Source organism: Streptomyces xingningensis, assembly GCF_054957865.1.
Genome location: NZ_JBDJPF010000009.1, coordinates 59,650 through 78,579, shown reverse-complemented (window position 1 = coordinate 78,579; position 18,930 = coordinate 59,650). Strand labels below are relative to the sequence as shown.

The 18,930-nt window shown below is 73.2% G+C and carries 13 protein-coding genes and 1 pseudogene; 7 read left to right on the top strand and 7 right to left on the bottom strand.

Features of this window, described 5'->3' with window-relative positions; all coding sequences use genetic code 11:
- Positions 1-49 precede the first annotated feature (49 nt).
- Entirely contained in the window at positions 50-1,264 is a 1,215-nt protein-coding gene (locus tag ABCR83_RS07440; protein WP_462694027.1) for a sensor histidine kinase, read from the top strand.
- A 254-nt stretch (positions 1,265-1,518) separates the two neighbouring features.
- A complete protein-coding gene (gene ssgD, locus ABCR83_RS07435) occupies positions 1,519-1,932 on the top strand; it encodes a spore wall synthesis regulator SsgD (RefSeq protein WP_462694026.1) in 414 nt (137 codons plus the stop codon).
- A 46-nt stretch (positions 1,933-1,978) separates the two neighbouring features.
- On the opposite strand, the gene ABCR83_RS07430 is transcribed toward ssgD, so the two are convergent.
- Genes ABCR83_RS07430 through ABCR83_RS07420 form a run of 3 tightly spaced genes read right to left on the bottom strand, consistent with a single transcriptional unit; the run spans position 1,979 to position 4,730 of the window.
- Positions 1,979-3,478 (bottom strand): hypothetical protein, encoded by a 1,500-nt coding sequence (locus tag ABCR83_RS07430; protein ID WP_462694025.1) that lies wholly within the window; start codon positions 3,476-3,478, stop codon positions 1,979-1,981.
- Between the two features lie 25 nt (positions 3,479-3,503).
- Positions 3,504-3,731, bottom strand: coding sequence for a hypothetical protein (locus tag ABCR83_RS07425; protein WP_462694024.1), 228 nt, complete (start codon positions 3,729-3,731; stop codon positions 3,504-3,506).
- A 42-nt stretch (positions 3,732-3,773) separates the two neighbouring features.
- Positions 3,774-4,730: a DMT family transporter gene (locus ABCR83_RS07420; protein ID WP_462694023.1), complete on the bottom strand. Its 957-nt coding sequence runs from the start codon at positions 4,728-4,730 to the stop codon at positions 3,774-3,776.
- A gap of 318 nt (positions 4,731-5,048) precedes the next feature.
- Here ABCR83_RS07420 and ABCR83_RS07415 point away from each other — a divergent pair, with 318 nt between their 5' ends.
- The 4 genes from ABCR83_RS07415 to ABCR83_RS07400 are packed head-to-tail and all read left to right on the top strand — an operon-like array spanning position 5,049 to position 12,584.
- Positions 5,049-6,569: a flavin monoamine oxidase family protein gene (locus ABCR83_RS07415; RefSeq protein ID WP_462694022.1), complete on the top strand. Its 1,521-nt coding sequence runs from the start codon at positions 5,049-5,051 to the stop codon at positions 6,567-6,569.
- Entirely contained in the window at positions 6,566-9,796 is a 3,231-nt protein-coding gene (locus ABCR83_RS07410; protein WP_462694021.1) for a ferritin-like domain-containing protein, read from the top strand. The genes ABCR83_RS07415 and ABCR83_RS07410 overlap by 4 nt, the downstream gene beginning before the upstream one ends.
- The gene (locus ABCR83_RS07405) at positions 9,793-11,388 is read left to right on the top strand and encodes an FAD-dependent monooxygenase (RefSeq protein WP_462694020.1); all 1,596 of its coding nucleotides are present in this window, start codon (positions 9,793-9,795) and stop codon (positions 11,386-11,388) included. The genes ABCR83_RS07410 and ABCR83_RS07405 overlap by 4 nt, the downstream gene beginning before the upstream one ends.
- Positions 11,385-12,584, top strand: a complete 1,200-nt coding sequence (locus tag ABCR83_RS07400) for a cytochrome P450 (RefSeq protein ID WP_462694019.1) — start codon at positions 11,385-11,387, stop codon at positions 12,582-12,584. Before ABCR83_RS07405 ends, ABCR83_RS07400 begins: the two co-directional genes overlap by 4 nt.
- A 29-nt stretch (positions 12,585-12,613) precedes the next feature.
- Here ABCR83_RS07400 and ABCR83_RS07395 read toward each other — a convergent pair whose 3' ends face one another.
- The gene (locus ABCR83_RS07395; protein ID WP_462694018.1) at positions 12,614-14,182 is read right to left on the bottom strand and encodes an FAD-dependent monooxygenase; all 1,569 of its coding nucleotides are present in this window, start codon (positions 14,180-14,182) and stop codon (positions 12,614-12,616) included.
- 187 nt (positions 14,183-14,369) lie between these two features.
- On the opposite strand from ABCR83_RS07395, the gene ABCR83_RS07390 reads away from it, so the two are divergent.
- Positions 14,370-15,284 carry an NADP-dependent oxidoreductase gene (locus ABCR83_RS07390; protein ID WP_462694017.1) on the top strand — a complete coding sequence of 305 codons (915 nt, stop codon included), beginning with the start codon at positions 14,370-14,372 and terminating at the stop codon, positions 15,282-15,284.
- A gap of 74 nt (positions 15,285-15,358) precedes the next feature.
- On the opposite strand, the pseudogene ABCR83_RS07385 reads toward ABCR83_RS07390, so the two are convergent.
- The 3 genes and pseudogenes from ABCR83_RS07385 to ABCR83_RS07375 all read right to left on the bottom strand — a co-directional run bounded on the left by ABCR83_RS07385 (position 15,359) and on the right by ABCR83_RS07375 (position 18,825).
- Positions 15,359-15,684: pseudogene (locus ABCR83_RS07385) on the bottom strand (putative quinol monooxygenase).
- A 146-nt stretch (positions 15,685-15,830) separates the two neighbouring features.
- Complete coding sequence (uriT, locus tag ABCR83_RS07380) at positions 15,831-17,282, bottom strand: uridine transporter UriT (protein ID WP_462694016.1); 1,452 nt, start codon at positions 17,280-17,282, stop codon at positions 15,831-15,833.
- A 124-nt stretch (positions 17,283-17,406) separates the two neighbouring features.
- Positions 17,407-18,825: an amidase gene (locus tag ABCR83_RS07375; protein WP_462694015.1), complete on the bottom strand. Its 1,419-nt coding sequence runs from the start codon at positions 18,823-18,825 to the stop codon at positions 17,407-17,409.
- Positions 18,826-18,930: the final 105 nt, after the last annotated feature.

Below are 18,930 nucleotides of genomic sequence, written 5' to 3'. Positions count from 1 at the left end.
GGCCGGCCGGTCGATCCGGGCCTCGTGCGTGGCCGCCTAGCGTGCGGGCATGCCCTGGTTCTCCCTGCCGTTCCCGCTCGCCCCGCCGCGCCGGTCGCCGTCCCGTGGCCGGGGGCATGGTTGGCTGCCGGCGGGATTGTGCGGGCTCTGGATGTCCGAGGGCGGGCTGCTGACCCGGGGGGCCCAGGGGTATGCGGGCGTCGGCCACCATGGGCACCTGGTGGTGTGGGTGGCCGGGCTGCTGGTGGCGGCGTGTGTGCTGCCCTGGGCACAGCTGACGGTGCGGGCCGCGGCCGCCGTCGGGGTGTCGTGGTCGGCGACCGGCTGGCTGCTGGCGGCGGGGCGGCCGGTGCCCGCGTGGGGGCTCGCGGAGAGCGCCGCGCTGCTGGTGCTGCTGGGCCTGGTCGCCTGGCGTTCGCCGGTGCGGGCGGCGGTGCCGCTGGGGATCGCGCTGGCGGCGGGGGTGCTGGTGGCGCCGGCGCGCGACGCGGAGGCGCTCAGTATCACCGTGGTGGCGTATGCGCTGGTGGTGGCGGGGGTGGCCGCGCTGGGTCTGGGTCTGCGCCACCGGGACGAGGAACGGGCGAAGGCGGTCGCGGCGGCTCGGGAGGCCGAACGGCTGGAGGTGGCGGGTGAGTTGCACGATTTTGTGGCGCATCAGGTGGCGGCGATGACGCTCCTCGCCAAGGCGACGGGCACCCTGGCGGAGGACGAGCGGGTGGCCGCCTCACTGCGTGACATCCAGCTGGCCGGGGACGAGGCGTTGACCACCGCCCGGCGGCTGCTCAAGGTGCTGCAGCAGGACCACCCCCACCGGCGGCCGCTCCCGGGGCTGGACCGGGTCGCCGAGCTGGTGGAGTCCTTCCGGAGCACCCGGCCGGGGACGCGCGTCGGGTTGTGCGTCGACCCCTGCTTCGATGCCGGGCTCGCTCCGGAACTGGCAGCCTCCGTGCACCGGATCGTCGCCGAGGCATTGGCCAATGTGGCCAAGCACAGCCCGGGTTCACGGGCCGTGGAGGTCACGCTGCGGCGGTCCGGGGAGCGGCTGTTCGCATCCGTCCGCAATGCGGGCGCCGGTTCGCCGCAGCCGCCGCGGCGTGCGCCGGGGGACAGCGGCGGGCCAGGGGGTGTCCGACCCACCGGACACCCCCTGGGGCTCGTCGGGATCCGCGAGCGCGCGGACGCGATCGGCGGCTCACTGACGGCGGGTCCGGTGCCCGGTGGCGGCTGGGAGGTGCTGGCGGTTCTGCCGGTGCGGGGCTGACGGCCGATGCGGTAACTGGTGTGACTGATGAGCCTGCTGACGACCAACGACGGCCATTTATAGGTTCCTTGCACTTCATGCGCTTGCTTCAACTTCATAGGCATAGAGGGCAAATGCCTTGGCCATCAAAGGGCCGTGACGCATCTCACGCTCGAATCAAGCACTACGGCAATCAATCCGCCGTCTCATCCTGCGTGGGGCCACCGCACCCCGCCCGGGAATCCGGGGGTCAACCAACAGCAAGGGAGCAGGCGTTGTCCACTGTCATCGACCAGGCCGTCCAGGCACGGCTCATCGCGTCGGCCGCCCGTCCTCGTCTGGTTCCCGCTCATCTGCGCTATGCGCGCACCGATCCCTTCGCCGTGCACATCTCCTTCCCGCCGGCGGCCTCGCTCGACGGCGCGGAGGTCCGCTGGGCCTTCGCCCGTGAGCTGCTGGCGAGCGGGCTGCTGACCCCGGCCGGCCGGGGCGACGTACGGGTGTGGCCGTGCGGACCGCAGCGCACCGTGCTGGAGTTCCACGCACCGGAGGGGGTGGCCATGGTGCAGATCGACACGGCGGAGCTGCGCGGCTTCCTGGCCCTGTCGTATGCACTGGTTCCGGCGGGCACCGAGGAGGGGCTGCTGGACGTCGACAGCGATGTCGCCGCACTGCTGGGCCAGGCGTGAGAGCCGCGGGGGCTCTCACGCACCTGGCTGTCGGCACATCCGTCTCTCACCGCACATATGCGGTCCAGTCGGTGCCCGGGATCGGATGCCGGTGCCAGTCTCGGGCGTACGGCGGCAGATAGGCGTCTGCGGGGTCGAAGAGGACGGCCACCGGTTCCGTCTCGGCGGCGCGCAGGATCCCGGCGGTGGTGGTCGAGCGGTTGTTGCCCATGGTCTGGGCCGAGACACAGCCCGCCTCATAGCCGATGGGCTGGGCGCGTGGTCCGGTGACCAGGCAGGGGGCGTGCAGGCCGAGACGTCCCAGCTCCCGGGCGGCACGCCGGTAGCGCACGGTGGTGTCGCGGGCGTCCGCCGTGTTCACCCGCAACTCCTTGATCTGCACGGCGAGGTGGGCGGTGAACACGGCGCACAGCAGGACGACGGCCATCGGCCGGGCGCGGCCGATGGCCGGCCGCCTGCGCACCGCGCGGGCGGTGAGGTCGGCGATGGGGAGGGCGAGCAACGCATAGCCGGGGAGCAGGAAGCGGGGCGCGGAGTAGTCCAGCAGCAGCAGGTAGGGCGCGGCAAGGGAGAGCGCGCAGCCGACGGGGAGCAGGGTGACGGCGGCGGGGGCGCGGCGGCGTGCCCCGAGCGCGAGCCCAACGGCGGCCAGGGCGAGGACGGGGAGCAGCAGCCACCACAGGGAGTGGGTGAGCGGCGGGCCGGCGATATGGCAGGGGCGGCAGAGCTGGGGGCCGTCGAGGCTGCGGTAGGCGGCGCGCAGTCCGGCGCCCAGGTGGTCGCCCATGCCGCCCTCGGTGTCGCTGGAGTCGGCGAGGCGCCGGCCGATGCCGCCGAAGCGGACATAGGCCTCGGCCGCCCACTGGGCGCCGCCCAGGGCGAGGCCGCCGAGCACGGCGGCGGCGGTGCCCAGGGCCTCGCCGGCCGGGGTTCGCCGGACGGACCGGAGTGCGCAGGCGGCCAGCAGGGGCAGGCCGAGCCAGACGCCGTCAGGGGCGCGGAACAGGGTCGCGGCGGCGAGGGTGGCGGTCAGCCAGGCGAGGGCCCTGCCGCGCTCGGCGGGTTGGCGGCTGCGCAGGAACCAGCCGACGGCGGCGACGGCCATGAGCGCGACCCAGAGGTTGGGCATGACCTCGGGGCCGCTGAGCACGGTGATCCACAGGGTGCCGAAGAGCAGCGCGGCCAGGGCCGCGCGGCCGCGGGTGAGCAGGGGCTCCCACACCTTGAACGCGGCGTACAGGGCGACCGAGGACAGCACCACCAGCGCGATGCGCAGGGCGAGGGTGGAGGAGGTGAGGGCGATGACGGGGGCGACGAGGAAGCTGATGCCGCGCGAGCGGGGGGCGCTGAAGTAGGCGGCGGGGTGGTGGGGGTCGACCTGGGAGAGGTAGACGGTCTCGTCCCAGCCGAGGTCCATGTGGACGATGGCGTAGCACAGTTGGAGCAGCGCGAAGGCGAGGGCGACCGCCGCGAGGCGCAGATCGCGGCGGGGCGCGGTGGCCGGCCGGGGGGTGCGGGACACGGCTCGCCGGTCGGTGGTGGCCATGGGCCCTTTCGGGTGGGGAGCGAAGTCACCGCATGTTGTACCGCATCCGGGGCGGGCGCTGCTCACCGGCCTCGGTGGCGCGGGCCCGCGAGGCGGTGATCTCGGCTTCGGCGGCGGCGCGGCCGGTCCAGCAGGCGTTGTCGGCGGACTTGGCGGCTGCCTTGGGGGATCTCCACGACGACGTCGAAGTCCACGGGCGCTCCTCGGTGAGTGGCCGACCACCATCGTGGCGCCGGGCGCCGCGATGCGCCATGGGTCCTGCCCGGGGTCGTGCGGGCGCACAACCCCGGGCAGGTCAGCCGGACTTGGACCCGGACCGGGCCGACACCAGGCAGCGTCCGTGGTCCGCGGACCGGGCGCCGGGCAGCAGCCCCGCTTCCGGCCGGGGTCCCGAACCGGCGGCGATCCCCGGTACCCGTGGCCGCTCGCGCTCCGCCCCCTGGAAGGTCAGCATGACCACCCCGGCGGTGGCGATCACCCCGGCCAGGACGGCCAGCAGTCCGCCGGTCAGGCCGTAGCGGAACGCCTCGCCGAGGGCGGCTATCCCGACGGCCGCGGCCACCACCGGGTTGACGACGGTGACGGTGGCCAGCGGCGCGGCGAGGCCCGCGCCGCGGTAGGAGGCCTGGGAGAGCAGCATCCCGGCCGAGGCCAGCAGCGCTATCACGCCCATGCTCAGCGGCAGGGCGCCGCTCTGGTGCGAGGTGAGGTCCTCGGCGGCGGCCTTGGTGAAGACCGAGGCCATGCCGAAGGCGGCGCCCGCCGCGGTGGCCAGCACCACGCCCCGGACGACGGGGCGGCGCGACCAGTGCGCAATGGCCATCAGCGTGGCCACCGCACCGAGCACCGTCGCCGCGAGCGCGGGGCGCTCGGCGGCGGCGAGGTGCTCGGTGCGGGGTGGCCCGGTCAGGGTGAGCAGCCCGGCCAGCCCGACGGTGGCCAGGAGTGCGCCCCGCCAGCCGGCCGCCCCGACGGGACGGTGGACGAACAACGCGGCCATGGGCAGCGCGAAGACGATCGTCAGCGCGCCCAGCGGCTGCACCAGGCTCAGCGGCCCGTACGCCAGCGCCACCACATGCAGGCCCGCGCCCAGCCCGGTCAGGGCCACCGCGCCCCACCAGGCGGGGCGGCGCAGCGCGCCATAGGCACCGTCGTCGCCGGTGGCGGCGACCCGTTCCTGCACGATGGCCGCCGCCGCATAGCAGACGGCGGACACCAGGCAGAGCAGCACTGACACCACGAGTGCGCTCACGACTCGCCTCTGCGGTCCGTAGCGTCGTCATCCATACCTTCCACCATGCCTGGTACCGCCGGTTTCGTCGTCGTTCCTGGGTACGGGGTTGTTCCTACTCTCGATGGAGTACGGGTCACCTGCCGACGGCCGGGCCGGGCGTCGTGCGCCGTTCAGGAGATCCGGAGACCGGCGTCCTGCGTATTTTCGGCGGTCCGCCCGTCCACTCCGGCAGGTTTTGCCGTGTCCTGAAATAGCATTGCGTTCCGTAGGGAGCGGATGAAATCTCTATGAAGCACCAAACGGGGAATAGATCAGCATTTACGGGGGGAATCATCCATGTCCGACACGCCTGGAGTCTGGCATGTACACACATTCGATGGCTTCGAACGCATGGGCCGTCATGTCATCGTCATCGGCGCCGGGATATCCGGCCTGATAACCGCCTTTGAGCTGGAGCGGCGCGGGTACACCGTCGAGGTCCTCGAGGGCAACACCCGCATCGGTGGCCGCATTCACACCCACCGTTTCGGTTCCGGTCCCGGTGCTCCCTCCGTGGAGCTCGGGGCCATGCGCATACCCGCCCACCATCTGCGCACCCTGGAATACATCGAACTCCTGGGACTGCGGAGCAAACTGCGCACATTCAGCACGCTCCTTTCCGAGGAAAACGCCTTTCTGCAGAACGCCGACGGCGGATTCATTCGCATCCGGGACGCCTCTCAATCCCTGAACGAAAGCTTCCGGCGCGAGCTGGCCCGGCACCACCACCCGGTGCGCTACGACGAACCGACCATGGCCTTCGGCGCCTGGCTCACCGCCGTCGTCGACGCCATCGCCCCGCCCGACCTGCGCGAGGCACTCCGCGAGGACCTGTGCCGCCAGCTCCTCGGCCTGGTCGCGCTCCTCGACCTCACGCCCCATCTGCGCGGCACGGCCGGGGACCGGATCGACCTGCACTCGCTGTTCTCCGCCCATCCCGGCATCCGCACCGGATGCAGCGGACGCCTCAACAGCTTCCTCGACGACATCCTCACCGAGACCAGCCCCACCCTGCTCCGGCTCGACGGCGGCATGGACCAACTCCCCCGCCGGCTGGCCACGGCCCTGCGCCGCGGGGTCTCCCGGGGACGGCGGGTGGTGCGGATCGACGCCGGCAAGAACGGGGTGCTCGTCCATGTGCGCCCGGCCGCCCGCACCACCGCCCGCACCACCGTCAAGCGCGCCGACTTCGCGGTCTGCACGGTGCCCTTCCCGGCACTGCGCCGGCTGCGCCTGACCGGTCTGGACGCCGACAAGCGCGCCGTGCTGCGCGAGGTGGTCTACTGCCCGGCCACCAAGGTGGCCCTGCACTGCCGGGAGCCCTTCTGGCGTGAGGAGGGCATCCAGGGCGGGGCGTCCTTCACCGGAGGGCGAATCCGCCAGACCTACTACCCGCCCGCGGACGGCGCGCCCGGGCGAGGGGCCGCGCTGCTGGCCAGCTACACCATAGGAGACGAGGCGGAGCGGCTGGGCCGGCTGTCGGCGCGCCGTCGGCACCGCGCCGTCCTCGACGAACTCAGCGTCGTCCACCCGCGGTTGATGTCCCCCGGCATGGTGCTGGGGGCGGCCAGCACGGCCTGGGGCAACTCGCCCTGGAGCGCGGGCTGCACCACCCGCTGGGGCAAGTCCGCCGCCGAGTGCGAGACGGAGCGGCGGCGCGCGGCCCGCCCGGCGGGCCGGCTCTTCTTCGCGGGCGAGCACTGCTCCACCGCGCCCGCCTGGATCGAGGGGGCGATCGAGTCCGCGCTGCACGCCGTGGAAAACCTCACCGGCCGGGCGCACACCGGCCGGCGCGACTCCCTGGAGGTGCCGGGATGAGCGTCTTCGAGCTGCCCAGAGTGCACTTCGCCGGAGCGGCCACCGGCAAACCACCGACCGGCCCGCGCAGCGGGCTGGTCGACCTGGCCACCAACACGGCCCGCACCGAGGACGGTCCGTTCCCCGCGGACCGTCCCGCCGCCGACTACCACGCCTGGCTGCAGCGGCGCGGCCCGCGCTTCGACCGGTCCGGACGGCCCTGTCCGCAGGGCGAGTTCAGCGCCGCGAAAGGCTGGAACTTCGACGGCAACGGCCACTTCTGGCTGGACGCCGCGGTCACCTGCGTGGAGGGCCCGGACGGGCGGACGGACCGCTCGGACCCTCTGGTGGGCCGGTCCGTGGACGTCTGGGGCCACTACAACGCGTATCTGCGCACCACGGTCAACCGCGCCCGGATCTTCGACCTCGACCCCGCCTCCCGCTGGACCACCGCCCTGATGGTGGGCCGGTTCGGCTTCGGCCGCCGGGGGCGCTCGCACGACGACGGCTATCTGTTCACCGGCGGCGTCACCGGATTCCAGCCCCCGCGCTGGGCCGGCTTCGCCCGCATCGCCGACGTCGGCGAGCACCTGCTGGCCGCCGAGCTGCGCTATGCCGCGGTGCACCAGTTCGTGGTCACCACGGACGCGGCCCGGTGGCTGCCCGACACCCGGCTCTCCCCCGCCGCCGACGCGCTGCGCCGGGCCGTGACGGACCGGGCGGACGGCCTGGTCGTCCAGTTCGCGCTGGACAACATGGCCTCGCCGACGGCCCCGGACACCCCCGGCCACTGGCGGGTGCGCGGCACCATCGCCCCCTGGCACCGCGATGAGCTGCGCAGCTACCCGGCCGGCCGGCTGCTCGTGCCCTGCCCGGGATCCCCGTTGCACCACCTCACCGTGGAAGTGGCGGACGGGCACGCCACCCTCAACATGATCACCGCCGTGCCGGTCACCCACCGCGCCGAGCACAGCGGACCGGGCCCGCTGCACCGGCTCGGCCCACCGCTCGACGCGGGAGAGCTGGAGCTGCGCACCACCGGCGGCACCCTCATCGCCCGGCTGCCCGCCGGTTCCTACCCGTCCGACCCGACTTCCGGAATCGTCACCGTGCCCGCCGAACCCCACTGGCGGGCGGCCGCGGACGAACCCCTGTGCCTGGCCGACGGACGGCGGACCGTCCTGCTGACCGAGCGGGAGACCAACATCCAGAGCGACGAGGCGCTGCTCGTCCTGCACCACCGGGACCGTGCCCACGGCCGCGACCATGCGGCCGAGGTGCCGCTGCGCTCCTACGTGCGCGGCCGGCCGGAGGCCGTCACGGTGCGGGTGCGGCAGTACTACAACCCCCGTGCGCTGCCCGCCGATCCGCTGGCCGGATCGCCCCGGGCCCGCTGCGAGAGCATCGCCGTGCTCGGCCTGCGGGCGGCGGCGGACGGACCGTACGCCCGCGAATGCACCGTGCGGACCAATGAGCACGGACACGGCGTCCTCACCCTGCGCGGCGGGCAGGCAGGCACCTGCCGGGTGCTGCTCTCCGCCGCTCCCGACGACCTGCCGCCCGCCGACCCGGCCGCACCGGGCTCGGCCTGGGCCTCCTATGACGACCAGGACGCGCTCGGCTACTGGGCGGGCGCCGGCTCGCTGGCCGTGCGCGTCCTGCCGGACGACTGGCACCTCGACGAAGTCCCGCGCGAGGACGTCGACTTCGCACTGCTGCACCGCGAGGTCTTCGCCTACTACGAGCACCTCTCCTCCTTTATGCGCTCGGAGGTCTTCAGCCTCGCCGACCAGTGCAAGGTCGAGACCTATGCCGAGCTGATCTGGCATATGTGCGACCCACGCAACAAGGACAAGACGTACTACATGCCGCCCACCCGCGATCTGTCCGACCCCAAGGCCCGCCTGCTGCTGGCCTATCTGCGCAACTGCCAGGACCGGGTGCGGCCGCCGCTGACCGTGCCCGCCACCGCCCTCCCACACCACCGGGTCGGCACCCGGGGCGAGCTGCTGGCCCTGCTCCACCAGGCGGCCACGCTGGAGCTGGCGGTGATGCTGCAGTATCTGTACGCGGCGTTCTCGCTGCCCACCCATGGCGCCGGGCGGGAGTACGTACGACGCGGGCTGTGGACGCCCGGGCAGCTGGAACTCGCCTGCGGCCAGGGCGGCGCGACACTCGACGACGGGATCCGCGGCAGCCTGCTGACCGTGGCCCGCGAGGAGATGATCCACTTCCTGCTGGTGAACAACATCGTCATGGCCCTGGGCGAGCCCTTCCACCTCCCCTCCGTCGACTTCGGCACGCTGGGCGGCAGGCTGCCCGTCCCGCTGGACTTCGCCCTGGAGGGGCTGAGCATCGGCAGTGTGCAGCGGTACATCGCGATCGAGCAGCCCGCCGGGCTCACCCCCCAGCTGAGGCGCGACGCCACCGCGGGGCGCGACGGCACCGCCTGGGGGTCGGTCAGCGAGCTGTACGGGGCGATCCGCGAGGGGCTGCAGCGGGTCCCCGGCCTGTTCCTGGTGGACCGGGGACGCGGCGGCGGGGAACACCATGTGTTCCTGCGGGAGTCGGTCAACACCGATCATCCGGACTACCAGTTGGAGGTCGACGACCTGTCCAGCGCCCTGTTCGCCGTCGACGTCATCACCGAACAGGGCGAGGGGGGCGTGCTGGGCGGCGCACCGGGCCCGGAGATGTCGCACTTCCAGACCTTCCTGCGGATCGGCGAACTGCTCACCACCGAACGGGTCCCCGGGCCGCACGGCCGGCTGCTGCCATGGAGCCCGGCCTACCCGGTGCTGCGCAATCCGACCCTGGGCACCGGGGATGCCGCGAAGGACCCGGTCACGGACCCCGAAGCACGCGCCGTGGCCGGGCTGTTCAACCGCTCGTACCAGCTGATGCTGCAACTGATGGCGCAGCACTTCGGGGAGAGCCCGGACGGCAGTCTGCGCCGCTCGAAGCTGATGAACGCCTCCATCGACGTGATGACCGGCATGATGCGCCCGCTGGCGGAGGTGCTGGTGACGATGGAGTCGGGGCGGCGCGGCCGGACGGCCGGACCGACCTTCGAGCCGGAGGCCGTGCCCGCCTTCGTCCCCCGCCCCGATGTGGCCCGGCGGGCCCTCGCGCTGCGCTTCGACCACCTGGCGGCCGCAGCCCGCAAATGCGCCCCGGTGCCCGCCCAGGTCGCCGAACTGATGGCGTTCTACGCCGACTTCTTCCGCCGGACGGGAGGATCCGGATGACCGGACTCGAGACGGACGTACTGATCGTGGGCGCCGGACCGGTCGGCCTGGCGCTGGCCCTGGACCTCGCCCGGCGGGGCGTGCGCCTCCTGCTGCTGGAGGCCTCCGACGGTGCGGTACCGCACCCCAAGGTGGGCACCATCGGGCCCCGTTCGATGGAGCTGTTCCGCCGCTGGGGCGTCTCCCACGCCATCCGCACCGCGGGCTGGCCCGGGGACCATCCGCTGGACGTCGCCTGGACCACCGCGCTCGGCGGCCATGAGATCCACCGCCTGGGCTTCGGCACCGCCGACACCCGCCCGCCGCTGCCGCACACCCCCGAGCCGGAGCAGATCTGTCCCCAGCACTGGCTCGTCCCGCTGCTGGCCCGCGAGTTGGGGGTGCATCCCGAGGGGCCGCTGCGGCGGCGCTGCCGGCTCGATGCCTTCGTCCAGGACGACGACCAGGTCACCGCCCGGGCCACCGACCTCACCGACGGCTCCCGGCTGACCGTCCGCGCCCGTCATCTGGTCGCCTGCGACGGTGCCGCCTCGCCCGTGCGCAAGGCCTGTGGCATCGCCTCGCCCGACCGCCGACGGGCCCGTTCCTTCCGCGACATCCTGTTCCGCGCGCCCCGGTTGCGGCAGCGGCTCGGGGAGAGCAGCGCCCTGGTGCACTTTCTGACCCGGCCCCCCGCGCTGTGCCTTCCGCTGCGTTCGGTGGACGGCCGCGAGCTGTACCGGCTCACGGCCCCCTGGCCGGGGACGGCCGGCCGGGACCCGATGGCCCTGGTGCAGGCGGCCGTCGGCCTCGACACCCCGCTGGAGTTCCGCTCCGAGCACGGCTGGCGGCTGACCCAACGGGTCGCCGAGCGCTTCCGCGCCGGCCGGGTGCTGCTGGCGGGCGACTCCGCGCACACGCTCTCCCCCTCCGGAGGCTTCGGCATGAACACCGGCATCTGCGACGCCGCCGACCTCGGCTGGAAACTCGCCGCCCAGCTGGCGGGCTGGGCGGGGCCCGGGCTGCTCGACTCCTATGACACCGAGCGCCGCCCGGTCGCCGAGCACGGCCTGCGGGCGGCCGGCGTCCAGCTGCGGCGCGCCCTCGGCCGCGAGCTGCCCGAGGAGATCCTGCTCGACTCGGCGGACGGGGAGCGGGCCAGGAAGGAACTGGCCGGCCTCCTCGAACACGACGAAGTGCGCCGGGAGTTCGACGACCCGGATGCACACCTCGGCTTCCGCTACACCTCACCGCTGATCGCCGATGACCCGCACGACGACGGCCCACCGGGCGGCGACTGGCGGACGGACGCCCTGCCGGGCGGCCGCGCCCCGCACGCCTGGCTGAGCGGCGGGACCTCCACCCTCGACCTCTTCGGCCCCGCCTTCCGGCTGTTGTGCTTCGCCGACTCCGGGCGGCTGGGCGCCTTCGAGAACGCCTTCGCCCGGCGGCGGGTGCCGCTGCGGACCACCAGGTGCCATGACCGGCTGGTGGCCGGGCTGCACCGCCGGCCGTATGTACTGGTCCGCCCGGACGGGCACGTCGCCTGGCGCGGGCACCGGCTGCCGCCGGATCCCGGGCAGCTGGCGGACACGGTACGGGGTGCGCGATGAGCGCCCCGGGCCCGTTCCGGATGTCCGAGGTGCCGGTTCCCGACCCGTATCCGCTCTACCGCCGCTACCGGGAGGCCGACCCCGTGCACCTGGCGGACGGCACCTGGTACCTCTTCCGCCACGACGATGTGGCCCGGGTGCTGACCGGCCGCGACTTCGGCCGGGGCGCGCTCCCCGCCCGCATTCCCGCCGACTGCCCCCATCTGCGCAGGACCACCGACAACTGGATGGTCTTCATGGACCCGCCGGAGCACACCCGGGTGCGCGCGCTGGTGGCCAAGAGCTTCACGCCGCGCGTCGTGGAGCGGCTGCGCCCGCGCATCCGCCGGATCGCGGCCGAACTGACCGACGCGCTGCGCGAGGAGTCACCGGCGGATCTGGTCGAGCGGTTCGCCGCGCCCCTTCCCATCCTGGTCATCAGCGAACTGCTGGGCGTACCGGCCGGGGACCGGCCGTGGTTCCGGGCCCGCGCGGTGGACCTCCAGCAGGCCACCAGCTCGCGGGTGGCGCGGCAGGCGGACGCCCATGCGGTGGCGGACGCGGCGGCCCGGGAGCTGGACGCCTACTTCCGGGCCGAACTGGCCCGCCGCACACCGGAGTCGGAGGATCTGATCGCGGGCATGCTCCGGGCCTCGGCCGAGCAGCCCCCGCCCGGGCCGCCGCTGGACGAGGACACCCTGGTGGGCACCTGCATCCACCTGCTGACGGCGGGCCATGAGACCACCACCAATCTGCTGTCCAAGGGGCTGCTGGCCCTGCTCGCCTACCCCTACCAGCGTAAACTCCTGCTGGAGCGGCCGGAGTTGCTGCCGGACGCCGTGGAGGAGCTGGTCCGCTATGACTCACCGGTGCAGATGATCAGCCGATGGGCGCACGCGGACGCCGAGATCGGCGGGCGGCGGATCCCGCGGGGCGCCAAGGTCGTCCTGATGCTGGGCTCGGCCAACCGCGACCCCGCCCGCTTCCCCGACCCGGACCGGCTGGACATCCGCCGCGATGCGCGCCGCCACTGCGGCTTCGGGATGGGCATCCACTACTGCGTCGGCGCCCCGCTGGCCCGCGTCGAGGCGGAGATCGGCCTCCTGGAGCTGCTGCGCGGCCTGCCCCGGCTCGCCCTGGCCGACGGCGAACCGGTGCGGTACGCCGACGACTTGGTCTTCCACGGGCCGGAGCGGCTGGTGATCCGCACCGGCTAGGGGGTGTCTGATGGATCAGTGCCGCGGCATTAGGCCGGCACGAACCACCGGCGCAGGTAGGCCTCCAGGGCCCGGTGGTCGTCTGTCCGGGCCCGCAGCCCGAGGTGGCCGTCGGGCCGCATCAGCAGCAGGGTGCCGGGCGGCAGTACGGGGTGCCGGGCCGGTTCCGGCCGTACCGCGTGCACCTCGACCGGTGCGGCGAAACGGCCGGCCAGGCGGCGCGCCTCGCCGGCCGCCGCCGCACCGTCCGCCTCCGCGGGCACCAGCAGCAGCGACCAGCGGCGGTAGGACAGCAGGTCATGGAGGTGGCAGGGGCCCCGCTCGGCGGTGACCGGCAGATCCGGCAGCCGGTCGCCCGGGCGCAGTGGCCCCCGGCCGCCGGCGTCGGTGGACAGCGCGCTTTCGCGGTGGTTCTTGATGAAGTCGCTGAGCAGGGCGCGCCCCCGCCGCTGTCCCCGGTCGCTCGACAGCACGGCGGGGATCAGCAGGTTCAGGGCGGTGAGCATCGGCCTGCCGGGCGGCAGTTCCAGCACATTGCGCCGCGTCTCCTTGATCACCTGCTGGGCGGTGCGGCGCTGTTCGGTGGAGTAGGTGTCCAGCAGAGCGTCGGCGGCCCAGCCGTGGTGCACGGCGGCGAGCTTCCAGCCCAGGTTGTGCGCGCCGCGCAGCCCGGTGTTGAGGCCGCGCCCGCCGATGGGGGCCCAGCAGTGGGCGCTGTCCCCGGCGATCAGCGCACTGCCGTGGCGCAGGGTGGCCGCGACGCGGTCGTGGAAGCGGGCCCGGTTGGCCCAGGGCGGGCTGGTCGGCACCAGCCGGATGCCGGGGTCTGCCGCGGCGGCCGCGACCAGGGCCGTCATCTCGTCGAGGTTCGGTGGGGCGTCGAGCGCCGGGTCGGGGTCGGGGCAGAAGGCGAAGAAGCGGTGGCCGCCGCCCGGGATCGGGCTGGCGATCAGCGAGACACCGGTGTTGACGAAGATGCGGGTGACATCGGGCTCATAGGGGTGGCGCCACTCCGGCTTCGCATTGATCTGCAGGCTCTGGAGGTTGTCCCGGCGCTTCCCCTCGAAGGGGATGCGCTGTGTCCCGCGGACGATGCTGTGTGCCCCTTCGCAGCCGACCACCCACCGGCAGCCGACCACCCGGGTGCGCCCGCCGGGGCCGCGCAGCACCACTTCGGCGCCGTCCTGTTCCGCCCGCACGTCCACCGCTTCGGTGCACCACTCGACATCCGCCCCGAGTTGCCGGAGCCGGTCGCGCAACAGGTGCTCGGTGGCGTCCTGTTCGATGGAGAGCGGGCCGGGGAAGGCGGTGTCGGGCATTCCCATCTCGTGCTCTCCGACCAGGCGTCCACGCACCTGGAACACGGCCCGGCGCAGGGGCAGGCCCGCGGCCATAAAGGTGTCGGCACAGCCCAGATCGCGCAGCCCCTCCAGCGCACGCTGCCAGATCACACAGGCCCGGGGCTCCCGTTTGGTGCTGGGTTCCCTGTCGACGATCAGCGTGTCCAGGTCGTAGTGGCGCAGGGCGATGCCCAACAGCAGGCCGGTGGGCCCGCCGCCGATGACCACGACATCGCGCGTCTCCGGGCAGACGCTCACGGATGTGTCTCCCCTCTGTGGAGCGGTGGCCGGGCCACACTTTGCCCTGATTGTGCGGGAAGGGAAGGCCCGCCCTCAATGGGGCCTTTACGGGTGATCCGGGCCACAGCGGCCTCTGGTTCATTGACCTTGACTCGGCTTCAGGTCGCACGATGGGCGCACAGCACACGTCCGGGAAAGGCCAGTCATGCAAGCAGCGGCGATCAACTCCTTCGGCGGCCCCGAGGTCGTGGAACTCCTCGAGGTCCCGACCCCGGAGGCCGGGCCCGGCCAGGTCCGGGTACGGGTCAGGGCGGCCGGCATCCAGCCCTTCGACTGCAAGTTCCGGGCCGGCGTGATGGGCACGGCCATGGGCAGCGGCTTCCCGCAGCTGCTCGGCAATGACTTCGCGGGGGTCGTCGACCAGGTCGGTGCGGGGGCCACCGGCTTCCCGGCCGGCCGCGAGGTCCTCGGCTGGGCCCCGCTGGCCAGCCATGCGGAGTACGTCGTGGTGCCGACCGACCAGATCGTGGCCAAGCCCGCGGCCATGCCCTGGGCGGAGGCGGGATCGTTCCCGGCCTCCGCACAGACCGCGCACACCGCCCTGGAGGCGATCGGGGCCGGCCCCGGCGACACCGTCCTCATCCACGCGGCCGCGGGCGGTGTGGGCACCGTGGCCGTCCAGCTGGCCAGGGCGTACGGCGCGACGGTCATCGGCACCGCGAGCGCCCGCAACCACGACTACCTCCGCTCACTGGGCGCCCTTCCGGTGGCCTATGGCGAGGGGCTGGTGGAGCGGGTGCGCGCACTGGCGCCGAAGGGTGTCACCGCGGCGCTCGACGGGGCGGGCGGTGGCGCGGCGCTCGACGCCTCGGTGGAACTCGTCGAGGACCGGGGGCGGATCGCGACCATCGTGGACCCCGAGGGCGCCCAGCGGCTGGGGGTCCGGATGGTGCGGTCCCAGCGCTCCACGGCCCGGCTCACGGAGCTGACGGAGCGTTATGAGCGGGGGGAGTTGCGCCTCGAGGTCGCCCGGACCTTCCCACTGGCCCGGGCCGCCGAGGCGCACCGCGAGGTGGAGACGGGGCATGTACGGGGCAAGGTGGCACTCGTGATGGGGTGAGCAGCGGATGTGATCCGGCCGCCCTGGCAACCGCCAGGGCGGCCGGATCGCCGGGAGCGGCACCGGTCTTGGGGTCACCCCCGCGGCGACAGCTCGGCCATGGCCGACCAACCGGTGCCCGGAACCTCGACGTTGATGATCTCCGGCGTCTTGGCGATCACCTCGGGCATCCAGGCCATCGCCGTCCTGAAGTGCTCCGAATTCACGTGCACGGCCCCGCCTCCGCGGACTCGAAGGCCTCCACCAGGACGAACTGATGGGGGTTGTCCACACTCCGCGACCACTCGTAGAAGACGTTCCCCGGCTCGTCCCGAGTGGCCCGGGTGAAGTCCTGGACGAGGTCGAGCCACTCCTCGCTGCGCTCGGGGCGGACCGTGAACTTGACCACGATGAAGATCATGAAGTGCTCCTGCCGGTGTGGGACGGCGGCCCGGTCGTCGGACCGGCCGGACCTCATCGTCCCCCGCACCCCGACTGCCCGCGAACGAGACCGCGAGCGATTCCGGCCCTGCCGGAAAATCCGGCCGGTCCGGTGCGCCGGGAGTCCTAGGGGGTGTCCTCCGCCGACACCGGCTTGGGGATCAGGAAGGACGTCGCGATGGCGATGCCCAGAACGACGACTCCGGCGATCATGCCCGCGGTGTACCCGTCGGCCGATGCCGCATCCGAGGGTGCCGCCGCGGTCCGGACCGCGTAGAGCAGCGCGAAGCTGAGCCCGGCGCCGAGGTTGAACGCACCGGCGTTCAGGCCGGGCAGGAACCCGGGGTTCTCCCCGGGGGACAGGACGATGCCCAGCCCGTTGAGCACGATGTTCGCCACGCCCGCATAGGTGATGCCCACCAGGACCGAGGCCACCAGCAGCAGGGCGCGGGAGTGGGCGGGGATCGTGAGGATCATCAGGACCACCGAGGCCACCGACCCGACGAGCCCGAGCCGCAGGACCCGGCGGTACCCGAAGGTGGCGGCCAGCCGCCCTGCGACCGGGCCCATGGCCAGCCCGGCGAGGGCGTACGGAGTGAGCGTCCACCATGCGGACTGCTCGGCGGACATGCCGAGCCCGGCCTTGGCGTCCTGGGCGAACATCGGGATCAGCCCGTTCATCACGGCGAACACGCCCGTCATGGTGAGCACCGTGGTCAGCAGGGTCGCCCAGGTGGCGCGCCGCTTCAGATGGCGGGTGGCGACCAGCGGGTGCCGGGAGCGGTCCTCGGTCCGCCAGAACAGTCCGAAGGCGGCCGCGGCGACGGCCACCAGGACGGCGACCAGGGACCAGCGGGCGGCGCCCAGCTTTCCGGCTTCGTTCAGCGCGATCAGCAGCGATCCGACCGACACCACGAGGAGGCCGACCCCCGGCCAGTCCATCCGGTGGGCGCCGGCGACCTTGGACTCCGGGGTCATGGTGGCGACCAGGGCGGTGGCGACGGCCGCGACGACGGCCATCGCCCAGAAGACCGCCTGGAAGCCGTGGTTGTCGGCGAGGAATCCGCCGGCCAGCGAGTCGACACCGGCGATGCCGCCGTTGACGGCGGTGATCACACCCAGCAGGGTGCCGTACCGCTTGGGCTCGGTGACCTCGACCCGCAGCATGATCAGGCACAGCGGGACGGCCGGTCCGGACGCGCCCTGGATGACCCGGCCGGCGAACAGCATGGGCACGCTCGTCGCCAGGGCGGCGACCACACAGCCGACGGCCATCAGGGCCAGCATCCCGGCCAGGACCTTGCGGCGGCCGATGACATCGCCGAGCCGCGGCAGGAAGAGCGAGAACAGGGCCGCCGAGGTGAAGAACGCGGTCTGGGTGAGCCCGATCTCGGCGGAGGTCGCGCCGAGGGAGTCCTCGATGCTCTTCAGCGCGGGGCTGAGCATGCTGGCATTGAGCTGGAAGGCGATGCACGCCGTGAGCAGCGCGGCGACCAGCACGCCCACCCGGGTGGCAGGGCCACCCGTCGGCCCGGCGCCCGTTGGCCCGGTGGTTCGGTCAAGGATGTTCTGGGTCAACGGAGGCCTTTGCACAGCTGAACAAATAAGGAAAGCGGCTTAAAGGTACCTTCTTTGGCTATTTCGCAGAAGTCGGGCAGTCCAGGACGGTTCCCCGGTGGGGGTCACACCTTGGCCGGACGGCTCAGGAGGTGAACCCTGCGGGGCGGCGGCTGGTCCAGCCGTCCAGGTCCTCCAGGGCGGAGGCAAGGCGGATGAGCACGGCCTCGTCCCAGGGCCCGGCGATCAGCTGGCTGCCGATCGGCAGCCCGGCGGCGGAGGTGTAGGTCGGCACGGTCACCGCGGGCAGGCCGGTGATGTTGCAGACCGCGGTGAAGGAGATCATCTGGGTCTCCGTGATCCTCGGGCCGCCGGGGTCGGTGTTGTTCTCCCCGAGACAGTGGCCGACAGCCGGCGGCGGACAGGCCATGGTGGGGGTCAGCAGCACGTCGAAAGCCCGCCCCCATTGGGCGCGGGCCTCCCGCGACTCCTCCGCCAGCAGCGTGGAGGCCATGGCGTACTCCCCCGAGTGGTGCTGCCGGGCGCGCTCCATCCGGAATCGCAGGTGCGGCTCGGCCAGGCTCCGGTCGTCATAGGGGGCCGCCCACATCGAGGCGTCGAGAATGGTGTGGGCGTACCCCATGAGCGCCTCCGGGCTGAAGAACCGCGGGGCGGCCGGGAACACCGAGTGCCCCAGGGACTCGAGGAGCCGGCCGGTGTGTTCGGCCGCGGCCACGCACTCCGGGTCCACCGGCATGCCGGTCGGCGCTTCCGTCAGCAGGCCGATCCGCAGCGGGCCGCTGTCGCGGCCGACCTCCTCGGCGTACGGGCGCTCCGGGGCCGGGGCGGCGTACATGGCCAGCCGGTCGGGGACCGACATGACGTCCAGCAGGGCGGCGGCGTCCCGGGTGTCGCGGGTGATGGCCCCCTCGACGGTGGCGTGGTCCCACACCGGCACATGCTGCGGGACCCGGCCCCGGCTGGGCTTGAGGCCGAGCACCCCGCAGGACGAGGAGGGCATCCGGATCGAGCCGCCGCCGTCGTTGGCGTGCGCCACCGGGGCGAGACCGGCGGCGACGGCGGCCGCCGCGCCGCCGCTCGACCCGCCGGACGAGTGGCCGAGGTGCCATGGATTGCGGGTGTCGCCGTACCGGCTGTTGTCGGCGGTGGACAGGAGTGCCATCTCGGCGGTGTTGGTCCGGCCGAACAGCAGGAACCCGGCGTCCAGGAACCGGGACACCACCGGCTCGGTCACCTTCCGGGGGGCGTCCGAGACGCCCCGCGCACCGAAGGTGGCGGGCTGTCCCGCCACCTGCGTGGTGTCCTTGATGGGGATGGGCACTCCATGGAAGGGCGGCAGCTCCGCACCTTCGACCACGGCCCGCTCGGCCGCGCGGGCGGCCGCCCGTACGGCCTCGTCGTCCCGCCAGACGAAGGCGTGCAGCGACGGGTCGTGCTCGTCGATCCGCCGCAGATAGCTGTCGACGACCTCGACCGGGCTCAATTCCCGCTTGCGGATGGCCGCGGCGAGGTCGGTGGCCGAACCGAAGGGGTCCATGTCCATGGTGGCTCCAAGAATCGGGGATCGGAATCGGGGATCGGAGAGGGCGAAGGAGCGGGTGCTCCTTCGGGAGGCCCCGGTTGAGCGGCGTGGCCGCCGCGCGGACCG

Bases quoted from the DNA above. Each gene is read 5' to 3' on its own strand.
- ABCR83_RS07425 (WP_462694024.1), bottom strand. From the start codon at position 3,731: ATGGCGCATCGCGGCGCCCGGCGCCACGATGGTGGTCGGCCACTCACC.
- ABCR83_RS07410 (WP_462694021.1), top strand. From the start codon at position 6,566: ATGAGCGTCTTCGAGCTGCCCAGAGTGCACTTCGCCGGAGCGGCCACC.
- ABCR83_RS07390 (WP_462694017.1), top strand. From the start codon at position 14,370: ATGCAAGCAGCGGCGATCAACTCCTTCGGCGGCCCCGAGGTCGTGGAA.
- ABCR83_RS07415 (WP_462694022.1), top strand. From the start codon at position 5,049: ATGTCCGACACGCCTGGAGTCTGGCATGTACACACATTCGATGGCTTC.
- ABCR83_RS07440 (WP_462694027.1), top strand. From the start codon at position 50: ATGCCCTGGTTCTCCCTGCCGTTCCCGCTCGCCCCGCCGCGCCGGTCG.
- ABCR83_RS07405 (WP_462694020.1), top strand. From the start codon at position 9,793: ATGACCGGACTCGAGACGGACGTACTGATCGTGGGCGCCGGACCGGTC.
- ABCR83_RS07375 (WP_462694015.1), bottom strand. From the start codon at position 18,825: ATGGACATGGACCCCTTCGGTTCGGCCACCGACCTCGCCGCGGCCATC.
- ABCR83_RS07400 (WP_462694019.1), top strand. From the start codon at position 11,385: ATGAGCGCCCCGGGCCCGTTCCGGATGTCCGAGGTGCCGGTTCCCGAC.
- ABCR83_RS07430 (WP_462694025.1), bottom strand. From the start codon at position 3,478: ATGGCCACCACCGACCGGCGAGCCGTGTCCCGCACCCCCCGGCCGGCC.